This window comes from Ruegeria sp. AM2, assembly GCF_056540685.1.
The window spans coordinates 1,053,544-1,075,584 of the sequence record NZ_JBQFXE010000001.1; the positions used below are offsets into that span (position 1 = coordinate 1,053,544).

The 22,041-nt window shown below is 58.3% G+C and carries 18 protein-coding genes; 11 read left to right on the forward strand and 7 right to left on the reverse strand.

Going from position 1 to position 22,041, the window contains the following annotated elements:
* Positions 1-4: 4 nt before the first annotated feature.
* A complete protein-coding gene (locus tag ACR0CR_RS05255; RefSeq protein ID WP_480597382.1) occupies positions 5-2,077 on the reverse strand; it encodes a hypothetical protein in 2,073 nt (690 codons plus the stop codon).
* 210 nt (positions 2,078-2,287) lie between these two features.
* On the opposite strand from ACR0CR_RS05255, the gene ACR0CR_RS05260 reads away from it, so the two are divergent.
* Together ACR0CR_RS05260 and ACR0CR_RS05265 are read left to right on the forward strand one after the other, a co-directional pair.
* The gene (locus tag ACR0CR_RS05260) at positions 2,288-3,907 is read left to right on the forward strand and encodes a hypothetical protein (RefSeq protein ID WP_480597383.1); all 1,620 of its coding nucleotides are present in this window, start codon (positions 2,288-2,290) and stop codon (positions 3,905-3,907) included.
* A gap of 160 nt (positions 3,908-4,067) precedes the next feature.
* A complete protein-coding gene (locus ACR0CR_RS05265) occupies positions 4,068-5,957 on the forward strand; it encodes a PhoX family protein (RefSeq protein WP_480597385.1) in 1,890 nt (629 codons plus the stop codon).
* Between the two features lie 53 nt (positions 5,958-6,010).
* On the opposite strand, the gene ACR0CR_RS05270 is transcribed toward ACR0CR_RS05265, so the two are convergent.
* Together ACR0CR_RS05270 and ACR0CR_RS05275 are read right to left on the reverse strand one after the other, a co-directional pair.
* Positions 6,011-6,577 carry a tetratricopeptide repeat protein gene (locus tag ACR0CR_RS05270; protein WP_480597388.1) on the reverse strand — a complete coding sequence of 189 codons (567 nt, stop codon included), beginning with the start codon at positions 6,575-6,577 and terminating at the stop codon, positions 6,011-6,013.
* Between the two features lie 30 nt (positions 6,578-6,607).
* Complete coding sequence (locus tag ACR0CR_RS05275) at positions 6,608-7,096, reverse strand: Lrp/AsnC ligand binding domain-containing protein (protein WP_170655815.1); 489 nt, start codon at positions 7,094-7,096, stop codon at positions 6,608-6,610.
* A gap of 103 nt (positions 7,097-7,199) precedes the next feature.
* On the opposite strand from ACR0CR_RS05275, the gene putA reads away from it, so the two are divergent.
* Both putA and ACR0CR_RS05285 read left to right on the forward strand, forming a co-directional pair.
* Positions 7,200-10,601 (forward strand): bifunctional proline dehydrogenase/L-glutamate gamma-semialdehyde dehydrogenase PutA, encoded by a 3,402-nt coding sequence (gene putA / locus ACR0CR_RS05280; protein ID WP_480597391.1) that lies wholly within the window; start codon positions 7,200-7,202, stop codon positions 10,599-10,601.
* A 42-nt stretch (positions 10,602-10,643) separates the two neighbouring features.
* A complete protein-coding gene (locus ACR0CR_RS05285; protein WP_480597393.1) occupies positions 10,644-11,387 on the forward strand; it encodes a rhomboid family intramembrane serine protease in 744 nt (247 codons plus the stop codon).
* On the opposite strand, the gene ACR0CR_RS05290 is transcribed toward ACR0CR_RS05285, so the two are convergent.
* The gene (locus ACR0CR_RS05290) at positions 11,352-12,194 is read right to left on the reverse strand and encodes an IclR family transcriptional regulator (protein ID WP_480597395.1); all 843 of its coding nucleotides are present in this window, start codon (positions 12,192-12,194) and stop codon (positions 11,352-11,354) included. The genes ACR0CR_RS05285 and ACR0CR_RS05290 overlap by 36 nt on opposite strands.
* Positions 12,195-12,385: 191 nt before the next feature.
* Between ACR0CR_RS05290 and bhcA the strand changes: the two genes are divergently transcribed.
* The 4 genes from bhcA to bhcD are packed head-to-tail and all read left to right on the forward strand — an operon-like array spanning position 12,386 to position 16,733.
* Positions 12,386-13,576: an L-aspartate--glyoxylate aminotransferase BhcA gene (bhcA, locus tag ACR0CR_RS05295; RefSeq protein ID WP_480597396.1), complete on the forward strand. Its 1,191-nt coding sequence runs from the start codon at positions 12,386-12,388 to the stop codon at positions 13,574-13,576.
* An 11-nt stretch (positions 13,577-13,587) separates the two neighbouring features.
* Positions 13,588-14,559, forward strand: coding sequence for a beta-hydroxyaspartate dehydratase BhcB (gene bhcB, locus ACR0CR_RS05300; protein ID WP_480597398.1), 972 nt, complete (start codon positions 13,588-13,590; stop codon positions 14,557-14,559).
* 11 nt (positions 14,560-14,570) lie between these two features.
* Positions 14,571-15,734, forward strand: a complete 1,164-nt coding sequence (bhcC, locus tag ACR0CR_RS05305) for a 3-hydroxy-D-aspartate aldolase BhcC (RefSeq protein WP_480597400.1) — start codon at positions 14,571-14,573, stop codon at positions 15,732-15,734.
* A gap of 33 nt (positions 15,735-15,767) precedes the next feature.
* Positions 15,768-16,733, forward strand: a complete 966-nt coding sequence (gene bhcD / locus ACR0CR_RS05310; RefSeq protein WP_480597529.1) for an iminosuccinate reductase BhcD — start codon at positions 15,768-15,770, stop codon at positions 16,731-16,733.
* Between the two features lie 53 nt (positions 16,734-16,786).
* Here bhcD and ACR0CR_RS05315 read toward each other — a convergent pair whose 3' ends face one another.
* A complete protein-coding gene (locus tag ACR0CR_RS05315) occupies positions 16,787-17,572 on the reverse strand; it encodes an inositol monophosphatase family protein (RefSeq protein ID WP_170655831.1) in 786 nt (261 codons plus the stop codon).
* Positions 17,573-17,646: 74 nt separating this feature from the next.
* The gene (locus tag ACR0CR_RS05320; RefSeq protein ID WP_480597402.1) at positions 17,647-18,552 is read right to left on the reverse strand and encodes a LysR family transcriptional regulator; all 906 of its coding nucleotides are present in this window, start codon (positions 18,550-18,552) and stop codon (positions 17,647-17,649) included.
* 93 nt (positions 18,553-18,645) lie between these two features.
* Here ACR0CR_RS05320 and metF point away from each other — a divergent pair, with 93 nt between their 5' ends.
* Positions 18,646-19,512 (forward strand): methylenetetrahydrofolate reductase [NAD(P)H], encoded by an 867-nt coding sequence (gene metF, locus ACR0CR_RS05325; RefSeq protein WP_480597404.1) that lies wholly within the window; start codon positions 18,646-18,648, stop codon positions 19,510-19,512.
* A 168-nt stretch (positions 19,513-19,680) separates the two neighbouring features.
* Complete coding sequence (locus ACR0CR_RS05330; RefSeq protein WP_480597406.1) at positions 19,681-20,355, forward strand: J domain-containing protein; 675 nt, start codon at positions 19,681-19,683, stop codon at positions 20,353-20,355.
* A 40-nt stretch (positions 20,356-20,395) separates the two neighbouring features.
* Here the strand turns inward: ACR0CR_RS05330 and ACR0CR_RS05335 are convergent, their stop codons facing one another.
* Positions 20,396-20,914 carry a YHS domain-containing (seleno)protein gene (locus ACR0CR_RS05335; protein WP_480597408.1) on the reverse strand — a complete coding sequence of 173 codons (519 nt, stop codon included), beginning with the start codon at positions 20,912-20,914 and terminating at the stop codon, positions 20,396-20,398.
* 246 nt (positions 20,915-21,160) lie between these two features.
* Here ACR0CR_RS05335 and yghU point away from each other — a divergent pair, with 246 nt between their 5' ends.
* Positions 21,161-22,036: a glutathione-dependent disulfide-bond oxidoreductase gene (yghU, locus tag ACR0CR_RS05340; RefSeq protein ID WP_480597410.1), complete on the forward strand. Its 876-nt coding sequence runs from the start codon at positions 21,161-21,163 to the stop codon at positions 22,034-22,036.
* The last annotated feature ends 5 nt before the right edge of the window (positions 22,037-22,041 follow it).

A 22,041-nucleotide genomic window follows, 5' to 3' on the forward strand; every position in this document is an offset into this window, starting at 1 on the left:
TCTCCTATCTAAAACCGGCCAAAACCTCGGTCACAGCCTCGCTCAATTCGAGGTCGTCCAACGCCGAAACGGGGTCCTTCCTCAGGGCTCGCTCGAGAATTTTGCCGAAGATTTCCGGGACATCTTCTGCACTGGCCCATCGGCCCACTTGTTCCAACGCCGCGCGCAAAGCCTGACGAAGCAGTGCTTCGATGACCTCGCGCAATAGCCGGGCCGGGTCCGGAGAACCGGCTGCAAGCTCACCCAGAGCCAAACCGTGCGACGACAGTTTTCCAAGCGCCTTTTCAGTAATTTGAACCCGGAGTGATGTGGGAATTCTGTCTGGGATATCATCGCCATTCAGCACCAAAGCGATGGCCTGGAATATCGGACCGGTCAGCTCTGCGTCCGAAAGAACCTGCCAGACCATGGCGTCCGTCTCGAACCGGGTAAGAAGTGTCTCATAGATTGCCTCAAGCGTATCCGAATCCACGCGCCCTTGTCCGGATGCCAGACCATCGACCAGTTCGATCACATGCGGAAATGCGCCGACAATCAGAGCCTTGTCCGGCGTGTCATCCGGCAGAACCTGCACGGCGACCTGGCCGACAAGGCGCAGCGCGCCTGGACTGTCCAAGCCCTGAGCCAACACAACTGGCACCTCATCCATCAAAAGCTCGGCTATGGCGTGCAACCGCTCAATGTCCCCGGCTTTTTCCAGGTCACCTTGCGCCCGCGCCGCCGCAAACACCTCGGCCACAATCAGCCGCGCACCTTTTGGGCCGACCAATGGCTCAAGCTCGGACAGCGTCTGCTTCAGACCATCCGATGTGATACGTGTCGCCAAGTCCTGCAGGATTTCCTCGGCCCGCGACAGTGTTCGGTCCTGACCAAGATCAACGACGACGCCCGAGAGAACACCCAGCAGGTCCTGGAATACCGGCGCAATCAGGTCGCTGTTCTGAATGGAATCCGTTCTTCCAATCGTGGCAATCACGGCCTCCAACAGCGATCCCATAAATTGGGCACCGTCCAGTTCTTGCCGCAACAACGCGGCAGAGTTTTGACTGAGACCCGACAAGGCCGCCGCGAACACCTCTCGGAACCGGTCTTCTCGGTCCAGCGGATCGCGTGAACCGATATTGTCACCGATGACTTTGACCGTGTTTGTCAGCGCGCCCAGCACCAGCTGCATCTCGGGCGGCAAGGATGTCGGGTCTTCTGGATCGTAGGTTCCGTCGTCCAGCCCGCGCAAATCCGCAACCAGATCTACCATGTACGGATCCATAGCCAGATTGGCAGTCCAGTCAGATACAACCGACGTGAACCCCGCGTGGGTAACAATTCGCGCGACAAAGTCTTCGCCATGCGTGTCCCGAATTCGTCCGAGTGAATTGAAAAGCAAGGTCGCCGCAGGATGGTCCGAGATTTCCGAACCATGTTCAGCGGCCGCAACCGCAACAGACCCCATAAGGACTTTCAAAAGTCGGTTCGATCCGTCCGTTTCCAGATCGGTCCGCGCCGCAAACTCGCGCAGTATGGTCGACAGAACCAGCTTGTTGGACGATCTGGACAGAAAAACACCCGCGTTGTCGCCCAGAAAATCGACCAGTGTTTCCGCGACCGCGCGCAGGATCTTAGTGCTGCCCGGTTGCCCCGTCGCTGCGGCCGAGCGAACAAGAAACTGATCGATGCCAGATTGGTCGACCTCGATATCCGAGTTTACCGGACCTTCGCTTTGCTCTTTGATCTGGTAGTACAATCCCATGAAGCGCCAAAACATGTCCTGGCTGCGTTCGGGGTCCAGATCGATGCCGGTCACGACATCTTTTTTACTGAGATAGGCGTCGAATTGCTCTGTCAGCCCACGAACTTCCAGCGCGGCCCGATAAACCGGATCGCTGGCAAAAGCGTCCCTCATCGCGATAGGGTCTTTCACCTCATCAATGAGAATTTGTCGTGATGGCACCGGTAGAAGGATCGGTATCGGATCATCAAGGCGTTGCAGATCGCGGATTTCCACGACCCGGCGGCGCAGAGTCACAAAGCTTCGCAATGCCGAAATCGCAACCGGAACAAGAGCAACAGGAAAAGTCAAAACAAAAACCATTTAGAAATTAAAGGCAAAACCATACACCAAACTGGCAATAAACTCAAATTTCATGACTAAACTCGTTCCGGGACATCCACGGCGCACGAAGTTTGCGAAATCACAGCAAGGCCAATGTCAGGCAATTTGACTCGTGCCCAATCGCTATGTTCAACTGCCCGTCTCGCCGATCACATGCTCGAACTTAGGAGTCCAGCAATGCCCGGCCAAAGCGCAATTGTTCTGGTCCACGGGGTTGGACACGCTGACAAGGGATCCACAATCGAAGCTTTGTTGGCCGGTGACGCCAATTCCACTGAGGTCGGGCAGTTCAGCACCCTACAGATTGGCAAGTACAGGTACACGCAGGCAACGATGCCGTCGGGCGTTTCGCTTTTCGAATCCAACTGGTCAGACGCACGCCCTCTGCAAAGCACCGGACCAAAGATCTTGCTTGAGGCACTATTGCTTGTGCTGGGCATGCTTCAGGTTCTGCAATTTGATTTGGCCGAACCCAAGGATCGCAAACCGTTTTTGCCCGGTCGTATCTTCAAGCTGATCTTTCTAGGCGTATTTTTCTGGTCGATTCACCCGCCTATCGTCTCGATGTTCGTTTCCGCCGGATTGTACGTTCCCGCAACCATCTGGCTTGCCGTGCTGGCGGCGTCGGTATGGTGGTTTCAAAGATACGACAAGGATTTCCTATTCGGGTTTTTCTGGGTCGCGTATATCGCTTTTCTGTGGGCGGCTCACGCATGGCACGCTCTTCCAGACGAAAGCGCCTATGTTCTGCTGAGCACTTGGCCCTACGCGGGTGCCCAACTGCTGACTATCGGGGCGGGATGGGTCTTGATCGGAGCCATTCTGGTCGGCCTTACATTTCGGTCATCGCAAAGTCGAAATGTACGCTTTGCGTTTGTCTACATCCCTTATTTCGTCGCCTCTTGCGTTGGCGCAATCGTCTGGGTCATAGCCCTCAGCACAGCACGTTACTTTTCGGCAGAATCCACTGATTTTCTGGGCGTCTGGCCGGAATACTATTCCAAAGCCCTTGGGTATTCCATTTTCAATGCCGAGCGATTCAACGGGCTTTTGACACTGATTTGCGGTCTGCTTCTGCTGGTGCCCTTCGCGTCATTTCTTTTGGCCAGACAATCCAACCCGGAAAATTCAGCCATCACAGCGCGCATTTGGTTTGACCGTGTCCTCATGCTGCTGCCGTTCATCTTTCTTTGTTCGGTCCCCGCCTTCTGTTTATTTGTTCTTCGGCCAGGTCCAGACGCGTCCGAAGGTGCACAGCGTATCTGGGAGGCCTACACGATCTGGTCGGTCCGCATTCTCGCTTTTCTGCCGTTTCTGCTTGGCGGTCTGGCCATTGTGCTAAAGGCCGCCGGTGATGTTCTGTACTACCTTTGTCCGCAAACTGACCTGATATCCGTGCGAAGGCAGGCTGTCGCAAAGTTGCGCGCTCTGGTGAAGCATCTGTTGGACAATGAATTCGACGTTCTCATTCTCAGCCACAGTCAAGGCACGATTCTTGCGCTGGACGTGTGCAAGGAATTGCCCGGACAGCTCTCGGTTTGGATTTCGGGCTCGCCTTCAGATGCGCTTTACTACAATTATCTGGACATCGACCGCATCGACGGGTTGCGCGTCAAGGGCTTTAGAAATTTCTTTCGAGAGGATGATCTGATCGCGGGACGTGTACGACCAACCGATTTCGACGGCGCGAATGTCCGCATGGGGCTTGGTGGCCACACCAATTACTGGAGAGAATTCAAAATCAAGGACCTTGTTGAGGCCGCGGGGACACCAACGACCCAGAGCGGCAATTTCTGAAAAACTTTGACCCTGTGACCTTCGGCACGCTCGTTCAAACCGCAGGCGATCCAAGCAGACCACGGCCTTGTGAATTTCCTCAATCCAACTGTTAACTGGCTGTCACAATCGACGCTTACATGCGGAGCACTAACCTCACCCAGATAGCCAGGAGCCATCCATGAAAGACGTTGATCCCGCCACATTGTCCGCTGACGATTGGGACGAACTGCACTTCCCCCGCCCAGAAGAGAACGACTTTGATCGCGTGGTCGAAAACGCCATTTCGCGACGCGGTTTTCTTGGTGGCGTGCTGGCCTTTGGATCAGGTGCCGCCGCGATGGGCACTGGCCTGTTGGGGTCCACCTCGGCCCAAGCGGTCGAAGCTTCGCGCTTTGCATTCACACCGATCGCCGCGCAAACTGACGGCACCGTCCACGTACCCGAAGGGTATGAATGGAAGATGCTGATGCGTTGGGGCGACCCACTGTTCACGGCAGGCGACGGATATGACCTGACGGACGGCGGTGCCGTTGAAAACTCCGACAAGATCTTCGGCGAAAACACGGACGGCATGGAAACATTCTCGTTCAAGGGTCACGAGCTGATCGCCATCAATCACGAGTATCCTAACCGCAAGATCAACCTGCCCGCAGCGCAGGAAGGTATACCAGCCAATGCGGGGGACGTTCTGAAGTTGCAAAACCTGCAGGGCGTGACCGTCATGGAAATCAAGGAAGGCCCGGATGGTTGGTCTGTCGTCAAGGACAGCCCCTTCAACCGCCGGATCCACCACAACTCGCCAATGAAGATCGTGGGCCCCGCCGCAGGTCACGACCTGCTGAAGACAGAGGCCGACCCGACCGGCACCACGTCGCTGGGCACCATGAACAACTGTGGTGCGGGCAAAACGCCTTGGGGCACCTATTTGACCTGCGAAGAGAACTTTAACGGTTACTTCGGTTCGTCCGACGAGAATGCCACCTACGATCAGGCCGTCGCGGACGGCTTCGGGCGATATGGCGTCAAGGCGGTAAGCTGGAACGGATACGAACTGTTCGACCCGCGTTTCGACACGTCGAAAAACCCAAATGAACCGCACCGCGCAGGCTGGATCGTCGAAATCGATCCGACCAAGCCAGACAGCACCCCGGTCAAGCACACCGGTTTGGGTCGCTTCAAGCACGAAAACGCCGAGGTCACTCTGGCCGCTGACGGTCGTGTCGTGGTCTACATGGGCGACGATGAGCGGGGCGAGTACCTTTATAAGTTCGTCTCAAACGGCACCTATCAGCCCGGCGGCGAGACCCAGAGCCTGCTGAATGACGGCACGCTTTATGCGGCCAAGTTCAACGACGACATGAAGGGGGAATGGCTGGCCCTGACCCCGGAAACCACCGGGATGAACGATGCCGAAATTCGCATCTTCACCCGTATGGCGGCCTCCAAGGTTGGTGCGACAACCATGGATCGCCCGGAATGGGTTGCGTCGAGCCCGGTCGCGGTCGAGGCCTATTGCTGCCTGACCAACAACAAGAACCGTGGCGTTAAACCGAATGCTGGTGGCGACGATACTGCAGTCAACGGCCCGAACCCGCGCGAAGCCAACAAATACGGTCAGATCGTGCGCTGGCGTCCCGCCAATGACGACCACGCGGCCGAAGGTTTCGACTGGGATCTGTATGTCATGGCGGGCAACCCCACCGTTCATTCAGACGACCGCGCAGGGTCCGCCAATGTGAACGAAGGCAACCTGTTCAACTCGCCCGACGGTATGGTCATCGACTCGACCGGCCTGATCTGGATTCAGACAGACGGGAACGATGACAACGAGGAAGATTTCGCAGGTAACGGCAACAACCAGATGCTGGTTGGTGACCCGATCACCGGTGAAATCGCCCGCTTCATGACCGGCCCGAACGGGTGTGAGGTCACGGGTCTGGCGTGGTCCACCGACTTGCGCACCATGTTCGTCGGCATCCAGCACCCCGGCAGCAACTGGCCTGATGGCGGCACACCGCGTTCTTCTGTCATCGCGATCAAGCGCACAGATAACGGTCTGGTTGGTTAAACCATAAAATCGAAACACCCCCGCCTTTTTAAGGCCGGGGGTGTTTTTTGTGTTCAGATGTCTTCGCCTTGGGGGGCCAGCGGCCCGCCGGGATCCATCAAATGACGCTCGGATAGCCACGGGTTCAGTTCCAGAGCTTGTTCCAATGTATCGCGCGCCTCGTCAATCCGCTTCAGTCCCAGCAGTGTCAGCGCCTTGCCACTGATCGCGGCAACGTGGTTGGGGGACAATTCGATGGCCTTATCCAGATCAGGCAACGCGGCCTGATAGTCCTGCCTCAGAAAATGCGCGAATGCGCGCTGGTTGTAGCCCTCGGCATATGACGGGCAATATTCGATCAGCTTGTTGAAATCCGCGATCGCGCCCAGCAGATCCCACTGGCTGCGGCGCGTCATTCCCCGGTCCAGCACCGCCTGCGCGCTGTCATCCGGCGCATCCGCCCAGAATTCCCACAACTGGTTCGATAATAGCTGCGCGGCCCGTTCATTCTCGGCCTGCTGAATCTGCGAGATCAGGCCGGACACTCCATCCGAGTGATCCGGCGCGGCAGGGCAATCTTCTGCATTTACGGCGGTAGGCCCTGCAATCAGCAGTGCAAAGGCAGTAATGACGTGTTTCATGCGCCAATGGTGACGCGATTGATGGCTCCGTCAACCCACCCCATCGGGTGGTCCGGACAGGCCGGTTTCCTTCACAGCCTCCATCGCCACAAATGTCGACGTGCTGGAGACATGCGGCAGCGACGAAATCTTCTCTGCCAGAACCGCGCGGTATTCTGTCATAGAGCCCGTGCGTATCTTCAACAGATAGTCGAAATTCGACGCAATCATATGGGCTTGCTCGATCTCGGGCACTTTACGAACGGCCGCGTTGAACTCGGCCAGAGCTTTCTCACGAGTGTCGGTCAGGCGAACTTCGACAAAGGCCACATGGTCCAGTCCTAGGCGGATCGGGTCCAGCATGGCACGATAGCCGGTGATGATCCCCTCGGCCTCAAGTCTCTTCACACGTGCTTGAGTGGGCGATTTCGACAATCCGATCCGGCGCGCAAGGTCTGCGACCGAGATACGCCCGTCCTCGGACAGAATCGCCAGGATTGCCTGATCAAACCGATCAAGACCCGGAAAGTCCATTTGCATCGTGATTGCCCCAATTTTCAGATCAACCGACTTCAATGGCCCGAAAATAGGGGAATCGTCCTGTGAAATCGACACTATATTTAACAAAAGCCCCGGAGGACACATGACACACAGCCTGCGCTCCCATATCGACAGCCAAACCTATGCCGACCAGTCCGCTGCTATCGACGCGCTGATCGGGCAGGCTGAGTTGAGCGACGCCGACCGAACGGCGATTTGCGCCGGAGCGACTCAATTGGTGCGCGATATCCGCTCCAGCACGTCACCCGGCATGATGGAGGTCTTCCTCGCCGAATACGGCCTGTCCACCGACGAAGGCATCGCATTGATGTGTCTGGCCGAGGCGTTGCTGCGTGTCCCAGACGCCGACACGATTGACGCGCTCATCGAGGACAAGATCGCTCCGTCCGATTGGGGAAAGCATCTGGGCCAATCGTCGTCATCGCTGGTCAACGCCTCAACCTGGGCCTTGATGCTGACCGGCAAAGTGTTGGACGAGGGCAAAAGTTCACCCGTCAGCGCTCTGCGCGGTGCGATCAAACGTCTGGGAGAGCCGGTGATCCGTACCGCCGTTGGTCGCGCCATGAAGGAAATGGGCCGCCAGTTCGTTCTGGGTGAAACGATCCAATCCGCCATGGATCGCGCCCGCGGGATGGAGACCAGCGGCTACACCTATTCCTACGATATGCTGGGCGAGGCCGCCCGCACCGAGGCTGACGCCGCCCGCTATCATCTGTCCTATTCCCGCGCGATTGCGGCCATTGCGGATGCCTGCACCCATGACGACATCCGCGCAAACCCAGGGATTTCCATCAAGCTATCGGCCTTGCATCCGCGCTATGAGTTGGCGCAGGAGCAACGTGTGATGGAAGAACTTGTTCCCCGTCTGCGCGCGCTTTGCCTGCTGGCCAAGGCCGCCGGGATGGGTCTGAACGTGGACGCCGAAGAGGCCGACCGCCTCGCCCTGTCCCTGCAAGTCATCGAAGAGGTGATGGCCGAACCTGCACTTGCCGGTTGGCACGGCTTCGGCATCGTTGTTCAGGCCTATGGCCCGCGCGCCGGAGTGGTTCTGGACACGCTTTATGAGATGGCGGAACACCACGACCGGAAGCTGATGGTTCGACTGGTCAAGGGGGCCTATTGGGATACCGAGATCAAGCGAGCTCAGGTCGAAGGTGTCGATGGGTTTCCCGTTTTCACCCGCAAGGCGGCCACCGATATCTCGTACATAGCGAACGCGCGCAAGTTGTTGGGTATGACGGATCGCATCTACCCTCAGTTCGCGACGCATAACGCGCATACGGTCAGCGCGATCCTGCATATGGCCAGCGATCAGCCCTTTGAGTTCCAGCGCCTTCATGGGATGGGAGAGACGCTGCACGGGCTGGTGAAAGACCAGAACAATACCCGCTGCCGCATCTACGCCCCCGTCGGCGCACATCGGGACCTGCTGGCCTATTTGGTGCGCCGGTTGCTGGAAAACGGGGCGAACTCGTCATTTGTGAACCAGATCGTCGATGAAAACGTCCCGCCGGAAGAGGTCGCATCAGATCCGTTCGATGACATTCAAACCACTGCATCTGCTTTGACCAAGGGGCCGGAGTTGTTTCAGCCGGAAAGGCCGAATTCGAAAGGGTTCGATTTGCATCACACACCGACGCTTGATCGCATTGATGCTGCGCGCGATGCGTTTCGTGCGCACCATTGGTATGCGCAACCGCTGCTGGCAGGTGACGCGCAACCCGACCCTGACCAGCCGATCACCAACCCGGCTCAGCCGCAAGACAGACCGGGGGCGGTGGCCCCGTCCAGCGCTCAGGACGTTGAACTTGCTTTGGCGACAGCCTCGGCTTGGCAAGAACCGGCGTCAGAACGAGCGCGCGTTCTGAATGCCGCGGCTGACCTTTATGAAACGCATTTCGGCGAGCTTTTCGCTCTGCTGGCCCGAGAAGCCGGTAAGTCCCAGCCCGATGCCGTTGCTGAGCTGCGTGAGGCTGTCGACTTCCTGCGGTACTACGCGGCAAATATACCAGATGCCAAACCCGCGGGAACCTTCACCTGCATCAGCCCGTGGAACTTTCCCCTGGCGATCTTCACGGGTCAAATCTCGGCTGCTCTTGCAACCGGTAATGCAGTTTTGGCCAAACCTGCGCCTCAAACGCCTCTGGTCGCACATCGCGCTGTTCAGTTGCTGCACGAAGCCGGGGTTCCTCGGGACGTGTTGCAGCTATTGCCGGGTGGACCGGCGGTGGGCGCTGCATTGACGTCAGACGCCCGCGTGTCCGGCGTTGCCTTTACGGGTTCGACCGCAACCGCGAAGAAAATCCGCGCCGCCATGGCCGAAGGGTTAAAACCGGGCACCCCTTTGATCGCTGAAACCGGAGGGCTGAATGCGATGATTGTGGACAGCACAGCTCTGCCGGAACAGGCGGTGCAGTCCATCGTCGAAAGTGCGTTTCAATCCGCCGGTCAGCGCTGTTCGGCCCTGCGTTGCCTTTACGTGCAGGATGACATTGCCGATGACCTTCTGACGATGCTGACAGGCGCAATGGATGCGCTAAGCGTCGGCGCTCCCTGGCTGCTGTCGACGGATTGCGGCCCGGTGATTGACGAAGCCGCACGAGCGGGGATCGCCGAGCACGTAGCAAAGGCACGCGCCGAAGGTCGGGTCCTCAAGGAACTCAACACCCCGCCCGAAGGCACTTTCGTCGCGCCGACACTGATCGAAGTCACAGGTATCGCAGCGCTGGAGCGGGAAATCTTCGGGCCAGTCCTGCACGTCGCCCGTTTCAAAGCCGCTGATATTGATCAAGTCATCGCTGATATCAACGCCACCGGATACGGCCTGACATTCGGGCTGCACACGCGCATCGACGACCGCGTGCAGCACGTCACCGAGACCATCCACGCCGGCAACATTTACGTCAACCGGAACCAGATCGGAGCCATCGTGGGATCGCAACCTTTTGGCGGTGAGGGTCTTTCGGGCACCGGCCCCAAGGCGGGCGGCCCGAACTACATGGCTCGGTTCTGCGCGCCGGATCGGCAGACCAGTTCGGATCACTGGGACAACGCAATGAGTGACCTGCCTGCTCCAACCGGTCAGCCCGCGATGGTCCAGACGCAATCCCTGCCCGGCCCGACCGGCGAATCCAATCGCCTGAGCGAGTTCCCACGTCCGCCATTGCTGTGTCTCGGCCCGGGTCCCGAAGCTGCAAAGGCGCAGGCCAAGGCCATCAAAGCATTGGGTGGAACGGCGATTCAAGCGGACGGAGCGCTGGATCTGCATCGGCTTGAAAACCTGACCGGATTCTCGGGCGTTCTGTGGTGGGGGGACGAAGCGACCGCCCGCGACATTGAACGTCACTTGTCCCGTCGCGACGGCCCGATCCTGCCGCTGATCCCGGGTCTTCCAGATCGCGCGCGCGTGTTGGCCGAGCGTCACGTTTGCGTCGATACCACCGCTGCCGGAGGCAACGCAGCGTTGCTGGGCGGTGCGGCGTAAACGAGCCTTGACCCTGGGCCGGGAAAGGCCCAGCGTCGCGCCATGTTTCCGATCCGCGACCATAACCCCTCGGGGCGAACGCCGTATGTTGTCTACCTGCTGTTGGCAGCGAACATCGTGATCTTCCTCAGCTATGCAGGAGAGATGGACAACGCGCCGCTGATCGGTTGGCTCTATGGTAACTACGCGATCATCCCCGCGCGGGTCACTGACGGGTATGGGTTAGAAACGCTGGTTACCTCGATGTTCCTGCATGGCGGCTGGATGCACCTGGCGGGGAACATGCTGTTTCTGTGGATCTTCGGCGACAACCTTGAAGATGAGATGGGCCACCTGCCCTTCCTTCTGTTCTATCTTGTCGCCGGTATCGGAGCCGGGGTCATTCACGTCATCACCGGCCCGAACTCGGTGGTGCCCACAATCGGCGCGTCTGGCGCGATTGCGGGTGTGATGGGCGGGTATTTGTTGCTGTTTCCCAAGGCGCGCGTCGATATCCTGCTGATCCTGATCGTCTACTTCCGCGTCTTTACGATTCCGGCCTTCGTCATGCTGGGTGTTTGGCTTGGCATGCAATTTTTCGGCAGCCTGTCCAGCGACCCGGATCAGGGCGGCGTCGCCTATTGGGCCCATACCGGAGGGTTCTTCGTTGGTCTGATCCTGTGCGTTCCGCTATGGCTGCGTCGCGGCGGTGTTACCTATTGGAGCCGCACACACGGTCACCCACCCCACCCCGAGCATCAATACAAACTCTCAAAATCCCGCATTCCCCGCGTCCGGCGCAGGTAACCGCCCGCCGCTCAGATTGGTAATCTCTTGCGCGGCGGCCAACACCAACGCACCCAGTTCGGGCGCACGGTCCGAGCTGAACCGAACCGTCGGACCAGAGACGGATATCCCGGCACAAGGTTCACCGCGATCGTTGAAAATAGCGGCACCGATGCAGGACATACCCTCAAAACGTTCCTCGCGGTCATGAGACCACCCACGGTTCCGCGTATCAGCCAAGTCCCGTTCCAACTCAGGCCCGAGCGACAGGGTGCGCCGCGTGAAAGCCTCAGCCGCGCCTGGGTTCAGTATCTTTGCCAGACCGACATCGTCCAGCGCTGCCAGGATCGCCTTCCCCGTCCCCGAGGCATACATCGGCGTTCGCGCGCCCGGCGGAAAAAACGCCCGGATCGGGTTGGCGGATTCGACCTGCCCTACGAACACAACCTCAGCCCCATCAGGAACGGCCAGATTGGCCGTTTCACCGCTGTCCTGCATAAGCCGTCTGAGAACCGGGCGTCCGATTTCAACCACAGTATTGCGGCGCAGGAACGAAGCGCCAGAACGGTAGGCTTCAACCCCGATCATCCACTCCTGACGTTCTTCATCGAAGGCGACAAAACCGTGCTTTTGCAGGGTGATCAGGACGCGGTGCGTTGTAGCCGTTGGCACATCGACTTCACGCGCCAGTTCACTAAGCGCGACACGTTCCAAACGGGCGACTGTAGTCAAAACGCCCAGCGCACGGTCCAGTGACTGCATGGTCCCGGCCGAGCTTTCCTTGAACAGTGACTTGGGCCGACCACGCGGTCTTTTCTGTGCATCCATTTGCGGCACTTCCTTTCACATGGCATCGATTTTCTTTCGCTCCGGTTTTTCCGTTCGCGGAAATGAAAAACCGAAAAGCACTAAAAATCAGGGCTCTGTGTATTTAATTGCAAAAATGAAAATATTTTTCAAGAAAATTGCATGCCGGCGCGTAAACACCCACACTGTTCTCCAAAGCGGAGGAAACACCCATGTCCAACCAGAACCCGGTCTTCATTCCCGGCCCGACCAACATCCCGGATCGGTTGCGTTTGGCGATGCACGTCCAGACGCAGGACCACCGCGCACCAGATTTCGTCGAAACCTTTGCGCCTGTTTTGGAAGACACAAAGAAGGTTTTTGGCACCTCCGCAGGTCAGATCGTGACATTTCCGGCAAGTGGCACTGGCGGTTGGGAGGCTGCAGTGACCAACACGCTCAGCCCCGGAGACAAGGTTCTGGTGGCGCGATATGGTGTGTTCAGCCACCGCTGGATTGATCTGTGCCAGCGTCACGGGCTGGACGTTCAGATCATCGATTGCCCATGGGGCAGCGGTGCGCCTGCAGAACAGTTTGAAGCCGCGCTGTCCAAGGACAAGCACCACGAAATCCGCGCCGTGCTGGTCACGCATAATGAAACGGCAACTGGGGTTCGGTCGGATATCAACGCCGTGCGACAGGCCATGGACGCCGCTGACCATCCGGCGATGCTGTTTGTGGATTGCGTCAGCTCTCTGGCCTCAATGCCGTTTGAGTTTGACCGATGGGGCGTCGATATTGCCGTGTCGGGATCTCAGAAAGGGTTCATGCTGGCGACCGGCATGGCAATCCTGTGCGTCAGCCCCAAGGCATTGGACGCGATGGGCACGGCGACGCTGCCGCGCACATTCTTCGACTTTCGGGACATGATGTCAGCCAACGCGTCCGGCGGGTTTCCGTACACCCCGCCGCTGCAATTAATCTACGGGATGCGGGAAAGCCTGAAGATGCTGTTCGAGGAAGGGTTGGACAACGTCTATGCCCGCCACCACCGCCTCGCCGAGGGCGTACGGCGGGCTGTATCCGCCTGGGGGTTGGAACTGGTTGCTGAGGTACCCGATCTGTACTCGGATACAGTCAGCGCGATTTATGTGCCTGACGGTTTCGACAGCAATGCGCTGACGGATCATGCGTTCAATGCCTACGGAGTGTCTTTCGGGGTTGGTCTGGGTCAGCTCAACGGCAAGGCATTCCGAATTGGCCACCTTGGCAGCCTGACCGATGTGATGGTTCTGTCCGGCCTCAGCACAATCGAAATGGCGATGGCCGATCTGAACTATCCGATCACACTGGGCAGCGGTGTCGCCGCCGCACAAGAATTCTATCGCTCCGGATCTTCTGGCCATGCCAAGGCCGCAGCTTGAAGGGGATGACAATGTTAGACCACACACCAGCGGCTGAACTGACCATAGGCGACATGCGCGCGGCACATGATCGGATCAAACCGCATATCCGCCGCACACCCGTCATGGTGTCGGACCACCTAAACGATCTGACCGGCGCGCAGCTGTTCTTTAAGTGCGAAAACTTTCAGGAGGCCGGAGCCTTCAAGGTTCGCGGTGCCTGCAATGCCGTCTTCGGGCTGAGCGACGACATCGCCGCCAAGGGCGTCTGCACCCATTCCAGCGGCAATCACGCGCTGTCTTTGTCCTATGCCGCTGGTCGGCGGGGCATTCCGTGCAACGTTGTCATGCCGCGCACGGCCCCGCAGGCCAAGAAAGATGCGGTCCGGCGATATGGCGGGATCATAACGGAATGCGACCCATCGACCACGTCGCGCGAGGCCACCTTTGCTGAGGTACAGGCCCGGACGGGCGGTGAGTTCATTCACCCCTACAACGATCCGCGAGTGATTGCCGGTCAAGCCACCTGTTCGGCGGAATTGCTGGAGCAGACCGGGGGCCTGGACGCTGTGATTGCCCCGATCGGCGGCGGGGGTATGGTTTCGGGCACCTGTTTGACTGTATCGAACCTTGCGCCGGAAACGGCGATCTATGCGGCCGAACCTGAGCAAGCCGATGACGCCTATCGCTCGTTCAAAGCCGGGCATATCATTGCTGACGACGCGCCCAAGACCATCGCTGACGGGCTGCTTGTGCCTTTGAAAGAGAACACATGGCACTTTGTCTCGAACCATGTGACGGACATTTTCACAGCGTCCGATGCCGAGATTGTCGCCGCTATGAAACTGACGTGGAAGCACCTGCGGGTGGTGATGGAGCCATCCTCGGCTGTTCCACTGGCGGTGATATTGAAGAACCCGGACGTGTTTCGAAACAAGCGCGTCGGTGTGATTGTCACCGGCGGGAACGTCGATCTGGACAGGCTGCCATGGTTGCAAGGATGAGGAGTGAGACCATGAACAAACCCACGAAATTTGACGACCTCGAGGTCGGCTTCGACATCCCCGCCGCAATCGGTATGGACGAAAGCGAAATCCAGACGCCGTGTCTTATCCTTGATTTGGACGCGCTGGAGCGAAACATCAAAAAGATGGGCGACTATGCCAAAGCCCACGGGATGCGCCACCGCGTGCATGGCAAAATGCACAAGTCAGTGGATGTCGCCAAACTACAGGAAAAGCTGGGCGGCGCGGTTGGCGTGTGCTGCCAAAAAGTATCCGAGGCCGAAGTCTTTGCGCGCGGCGGCATCAAGGACATTCTCGTCTCCAACCAAGTGCGCGACCCAGCCAAGATCGACCGGTTGGCACGCCTCCCCAAGCTGGGCGCGCGGACAATTGTCTGCGTGGACGACATAGCCAACGTGGCCGATCTGTCTGCGGCTGCCAGCAGACATGGGATCGAATTGGAGGTGCTCGTGGAAATCGACTGCGGCGCGGGACGTTGCGGCGTGACCTCAACGTCCGCCGTTGTCGAAATCGCGAAGGCTGTCCATGCTGCTCCGAACCTGAAGTTCACCGGCATTCAGGCCTATCAGGGTGCGATGCAACACCTTGACACCTATGAGGCGCGTAAAGAGAAGCTGGATGCGGCCATTGCGCAGGTCAAAGACGCGGTGGGTGGGTTGAAGGCCGAAGGGATCGACTGTGAATTGGTGTCCGGGGGCGGCACGGGGTCGTATTACTTCGAAAGCAACTCGGACGTTTACAACGAATTGCAATGCGGATCCTACGCGTTCATGGACGCCGATTACGGGCGTATTCTGGACAAGGACGGAAAACGGATCGACCAGGGCGAATGGGAAAACGCGCTGTTCATTCTGACCAGTGTCATGAGCCACGCAAAGCCTGACATCGCGGTCTGTGATGCCGGTCTCAAGGCCCAGTCGGTCGATAGCGGGTTGCCGTTCATTTTTGGCCGTGACGATGTCGAATACCTGAAGTGCTCCGACGAACATGGCGTAATCAGCGATCCCGACGGCGTTTTGCACGTCAACGACAAGCTCCGACTGGTGCCGGGTCATTGTGATCCCACCTGCAATGTTCACGATTGGTATGTGGGCGTGCGCAACGGCAAGGTCGAAACCTTGTGGCCCGTATCGGCCCGCGGGAAGGCGTATTGAGCGATGAGGGATGCGATGACCACACAAGATGGACTGCTGATCGTCGGCGAAGACCTGTGCGAACAGCTCGTGGGACGCCAACAGGCTTTCGAGGCCGTTCAAGCCGTATTCGGCGCCATGGCGCGCGGTGGCGCCCGGAATTTCCCGGTCGTCCGTGAAGCTTTGGGCCATGCCGACGCGCTTTACGGATTCAAATCCGGGTTTGATCGGGACGGACAAGTACTGGGTGTCAAATCCGGCGGGTATTGGCCGGGCAACGCAGATCGCGGTTTGACCAACCATCAATCGACGGTCTTTCTGTTCGATCCCGATACCGGGCGTCTGTCGGCTTTGGTGGGCGGCAACTATCTGACGGCAGTGCGCACGGCGGCTTCGTCTGCGGTGTCGATCGCCCATCTGGCGCGCGAAGATGCCAAGGTTCTGGGCATGGTCGGTGCCGGGCACCAATCAGCATTTCAGCTGCGCGCGGCAGCCGAACAGCGTGCATTCGAAAAAGTCGTGGCATGGAACCCGCACCCCGACATGCTGCCTCGCTTGGCTGCGGTTGCCGAAGAGATCGGGTTGGCGTTCGAAGCCGTCACCCAACAGGAACTTGGCGCGCAGGCGGATGTAATCATCACCATCACCTCGGCCTTTGAGCCGCTCTTGATGAAAGACTGGATCAAACCCGGCACGCACATCGCCTGCATGGGAACCGATACAAAGGGCAAGCAAGAGGTTGATCCTGCGCTTGTGGCAACGGCCAGTGTTTTCACCGACGAGGTCGCCCAGTCCGTCACCATTGGCGAGGCGCAGCACTCGATTGCGGATGGATCGCTGACTGAGTCCCAGATCACCCCAATCGGTGCCGTCATCAACGGGGATCATCCGGGGCGGGTTTCTGCGGATCAGATCACCTTGTTCGACGGAACAGGCGTTGGCTTGCAGGATCTTGCGGTTGCATCTGTTGCCGCACGGTTGGCGGATGAGGCTGGGTTGGCCCAGCGCGCGACCCTCTGAACAAAAAAGCGCGCCTCAAAAGGGCGCGCTTCGTCAAGTGGGTGGTCGAGAAATCAGCCCCGGATGACTTTCGAAAACTGGTCAAAGATCGGCTCGTTCGAACAGATGACCTCGCCATCTTCCAGCACGCTGCCCTCGGGGTTCAAAGGCTGAACAAAACCGCCCGCTTCTTTCACTATGATGATACCCGCCGCGACGTCCCAGGCATTCAGGCGGCGTTCCCAGAAGCCTTCGTACCGGCCAGCAGCTACATATGCCATGTCCAGCGCCGCAGCACCCCAACGGCGAACACCCGCACAGGTCGGCATCAGACGGGCCAAATCCTGCAAGGTGGCTGGCAGGTCAGAGCGCCCGCCGAAGGGCAGACCGGTCGAAAAGATCGACTCGATCATGCGATGACGGCCCGAAACGCGAATGCGGGTGTCATTCATCCACGCGCCTTCGCCTTTTTCGGCAAAGAACATCTCGTCCTTGGCGGCGTCATAGATCACGCCGGCAACGATCTTGCCCTTGTGTTCCAACGCGATGGACACAGCCCAATGCGGCAACCCGTGCAGAAAATTGGTGGTGCCGTCCAGCGGGTCAACGATCCAGCGGCGGGTGGGGTCCTCACCGTCCTGACCGCCGCCCTCTTCGCCCAGCCAGCCATAGGTCGGGCGCGCGCCCAGCAGTTCTTCTTTCAGAATCGCCTCAGCCGCGATATCGGCCTTCGAGACAAAATCGCCTGCGCCCTTCATCGACACCTGCAGGTTCTCGACTTCGCGAAAATCCTTGACCAGAGACCGCCCCGCCTTGCGCGCGGCTTTGATCATGATGTTGAGGTTTGCACTGCCAACCATTGTCCATAGGCTCCTGTCCGGTCAAACCGCGCGTATACTGATGCAACGCGCCCTTGCCAAGAGGAATGATGCACCTATTGCGCCTGCAGCTTGCGCGCCTCGGTTCCGGCCAGTTCAATCAGTTCCTGAACAAAGGGTTTTTCAAGGTCCTCGGTACGAACGGCGGCATAGAGCCTGCGGGTGATGCCGTCTTTGGTCAGTGGGCGGGTCACATAATCCGAGTTGTACTTGACCTCGCGAACAACCCAATCCGGCAGCACTGAAATGCCCCGGTTCGATGCGACCAGCAAAAGGATGACGGCCGTCAATTCGACTTGCCGGATCGCCGCTGGTTCAACCCGCGCAGGGATCAGCAACTGGCTGAAAACATCCAGACGGGTGCGTTCAACCGGGTAGGTAATCAGGGTCTGACCACGGAAGTCTTCGGCTTCGATGAAGTCCTTTTGTGCCAGCGGATGCGCCGACGCCGCCACGAAAACCGCGTCATAGTCGAACAGTTCGATGAACTCGACACCGGGCAGGTCTTCAGGGTCGGACGAAACAACCAGATCAACCTCTTCCTTTTGCAATGCAGGCAAGGCATCAAACGCCAGACCCGGACGTATATCAACATCAACATCGCCCCAGGATTTTCGGAAGGCTTCCAACACCGGGAACAGCCACTCGAAACAGGCATGACATTCGATGGCGATGTGCATCCGGCCTGTGCGCCCGTCGCGCAGGGATGAAAACTCCTGCTGTGTCGCTTCGACCTGTGGCAAAATCTGTTCCGCCAGCCGCAACAAGCGCAGTCCGGCCGCCGACAACTTCATGGGTTTTGACCGTCGCAGGAACAATTCCACGCCCGCCTGATCCTCAAGACCTTTGATCTGATGGCTCAGCGCCGATTGGGTGATGTTCAGCTGATCCGCCGCGCGCGCCAGGCCGCCGCATTCATGAATGGCTTTAATTGTGCGGAGATGGCGGAACTCGATATGCATTCAATTGAACTCATGTTGTTCTTGAGGAATATGAGTTTGTCTCACAATGCCCCTGATGGCACAAGAGGACATATTCAAACCGACGAGGCCACGATGTCCAATCCACAAATTTCATTCGAGTTCTTTCCACCCAAGACACTCGAGGCTTCGTTTCGCCTGTGGGATACTGTTCAGACCCTTGCCCCGCTTGACCCTCGCTTTGTCTCGGTCACATACGGCGCGGGGGGCACAACGCGGGAATTGACCCGCGATGCGGTTGCGACGCTTCACAAGTCCTCGGGTTTACCGGTTGCCGCGCACCTGACCTGTGTCGATGCAACGCGCGAAGAAACACTTTTGATCGCCGAAACATTTGCCAAGGCTGGGGTGCGCGACATCGTTGCCCTGCGGGGTGATCCCCCCAAGGGTCAGGACCGGTTCGTTCCTCATCCAGGCGGATTTTCGGATTCAGTCGAGCTGATCTCGGCCCTGGCGGAAACAGGACAATTCAACATCCGGGTGGGGGCCTATCCCGATATCCACCCCGAAGCGCAAAGCGCGCGCACCGATGTCGACTGGCTTAAGGCAAAACTGGATGCGGGCGCGGACGAGGCGCTTACCCAGTTCTTTTTCGAGGCCGAGACTTTTTTCCGATTCCGCGACGCCTGCGAAAAAGCCGGGATCGACAAACCGATTGTGCCGGGCATCCTTCCAATCGAAAATTGGAAAGGCGCGCGCAACTTTGCCCGCAGGTGCGGGACGCGCATCCCGGATTGGGTGGAAAACGCCTTCGACAAAGCTCTGCGTGACGATCGAGAGGAGTTGCTGGCGACAGCCCTGTGTACCGAGTTGTGTTCCGATCTGATCGACGGAGGTGTAGACAAGCTGCATTTCTATACGCTCAACCGTCCAGAGCTGACGCGTGACGTTTGCTTTGCCCTTGGGATTACGCCAAAAACCGCATTGCAGAATGTAGCCTGAGCCATGTCGGACCTCTCTGGGGTTCGACCACATAACCTGCCCCAGCAACAATTTGCCTGGATGCAAGCAACTGTGAACCCGGGCGGCGCCAATACCAGACGAAATTTGACAAAAAAGTGGCACCGGTCATTTTGGATACAGTGAAATTTTTTGACGAGTTTTCCTGTTATGGAACCTGTAGACAAAGTGACTGCCCGCACGGATGCGTTGCGGACATTGGGCCTTACACGCAGTGCCGGTGCCGATGACATCCGCAAAGCGTGGCGCAGCATCGCCTTTCATGCACATCCCGATCACGCCGATGGTGACCATTCCGAGTTTTCGCAAGCCAAGATCGCTTATGACTTTTTGCGCAAGGAAGGTCTGACTGGCAAAAGCGCTGCGGCGGCGTCCTCGCCCCGCAGACCCAAGCTGAAGAAGCGTGTCATAGATATCGGCGACCAAGAAATCGCCGCGTGTCGCGGTCTGCTGAATGCGGACCCGAGTCTGGCCTATTTGGCCGAGGGCGATAGCAGTCCCCGCGTGCAAGGCTGTGAGGATGGGTCTGGCAATGCCTCGGACCATGTGCCCGACGCGATCGGGTGTTTCGGGCGGGACCTGACTTATTTCGTTCCAACGCCGGTGTGCCAAGGTGCAAATCGGGTGGCGCTGCCGACATATGTTCTGGCAAGCCAAAAACGTTCCGAAACCGAGGTTCTGGCCTTTCAGTCAAAAACGGCTGGTTCAGGCGAGATCATCGTCCCGGACACAATTCGCGAACGACGATTTCCCGGCGCGAAAAGCGTCAGAATCCGGTTCGCAGCAGATCAGTTCACCCGCGACGAATTCTGGCTGGCCGGGTAGCGGTAGGGAAAAACCCGGCCGTGAGGCCGGGTTTTTTTGATCAGTTGGTGACAGGGCCTTGGGACGTGAACTTTGGAATCACGCTGGTCGAGGCCGCGTCAGGTTCAATGCCCGGCCAATTGCCTTCGGCCAGAGTGATGTTGCCGGGGATGTCTTCTTCGAAGAACCCTACGACGACGTCGGTGATGTTCAGATACAATTTGTCATCGACAATACGCCACAGGTTCGGGTTGGCCGGAACCTTGCCACCTTTCGAAACGCCATAGGCGCAGTGCCCGTCATACTGAGGCGCGTAGTAGGCTGGATTTTCCAAAAACTTGTCACGATTCTCTTCGCTTGCGAACGCCCAGGTTGTACCGTTGTAGTCGGCGGTAATGTCCGAACGACCGCGCACAGCTTCGGGCTGGGCCTGACCAACGGGAGCCTGATCTAGACTGCGATAGGCGACAACATCATAGCCCGAGACAGCAAACCCGGTGCCATCAACATACTGGTCGCCCGCAAAGGCAGGCACGGCCAGCGCCATCGCCGCGGCAAAAGTCAGTGCAAAGCGTTTCATGTGAAGATTCCTCATATCCATGCAGTTATCGGGAAACCCGTTGCGCGGGTCTGATCAGAGAATAGGCGATTTTGTAGAACCGCGAAGGCCACCTCGCGCCGCTGTGACAACGAACGAGGAAACGTGAGGCGAAACCCGCCGAATGTTACAAACTTGGCCCAACATTCGGGGTTGGACTTTGCGTTTTGCAATATTAGCTGTGATCACAGCGGCCCCAAGCCCGGGCATTTGACAGAAAGGCACGAGATGAGCGACGACACCACCTATACCCCTCCGAAGGTCTGGACCTGGGACAGCGAAAGCGGCGGACGCTTTGCCAATATCAACCGCCCCATCGCCGGTGCGACCCATGACAAGGATTTGCCCAAGGGCAAGCACCCCTATCAGCTGTATTCACTGGCCACGCCCAATGGCGTCAAAGTCACCGTGATGCTGGAAGAGCTTCTGGCTCTGGGTCATGAAGGCGCGGAATATGACGCTTGGCTGATCAATATCGGTGAGGGCGATCAGTTCAGCTCGGGCTTTGTCGGCGGCAATCCGAACTCGAAAATTCCGGCCCTGTGGGACCACTCGGGTGACACGCCGACGCGCGTGTTCGAAAGCGCTTCGATCCTGTTCCATTTGGCCGAGAAGTTCGGGGAATTTCTACCCGAAAGCGGGCCAGAGCGGACCGAGGTGATGAACTGGGTCTTCTGGCAGATGGGCAGCGCGCCTTATCTGGGTGGCGGGTTCGGGCATTTCTACGCTTACGCGCCCGAGAAATGGGAATACCCGATCAACCGGTTCACCATGGAAACCAAGCGCCAGCTCGACGTTCTGGACCGGGAACTGGCAGAAAATAAGTACATTGCCGGTGACGATTACACGATTGCCGATATGGCGATCTGGCCCTGGTATGGTCAGTTGGTGCTGGGCCGTCTCTATGACGCTGCCGAGTTCCTAGATGTGGAGTCGTACAAGAACGTCATGCGGTGGGCGAAAGAGATTGACGCGCGTCCGGCCGTCAGCCGTGGCCGCATGGTCAACCGTCCCTTTGGCGAACTTCATACCCAACTGCATGAACGCCATGATGCCAGTGATTTTGAGCATCGCACGCAGGACAAGCTTGAACCTGCTGACTAAGTACC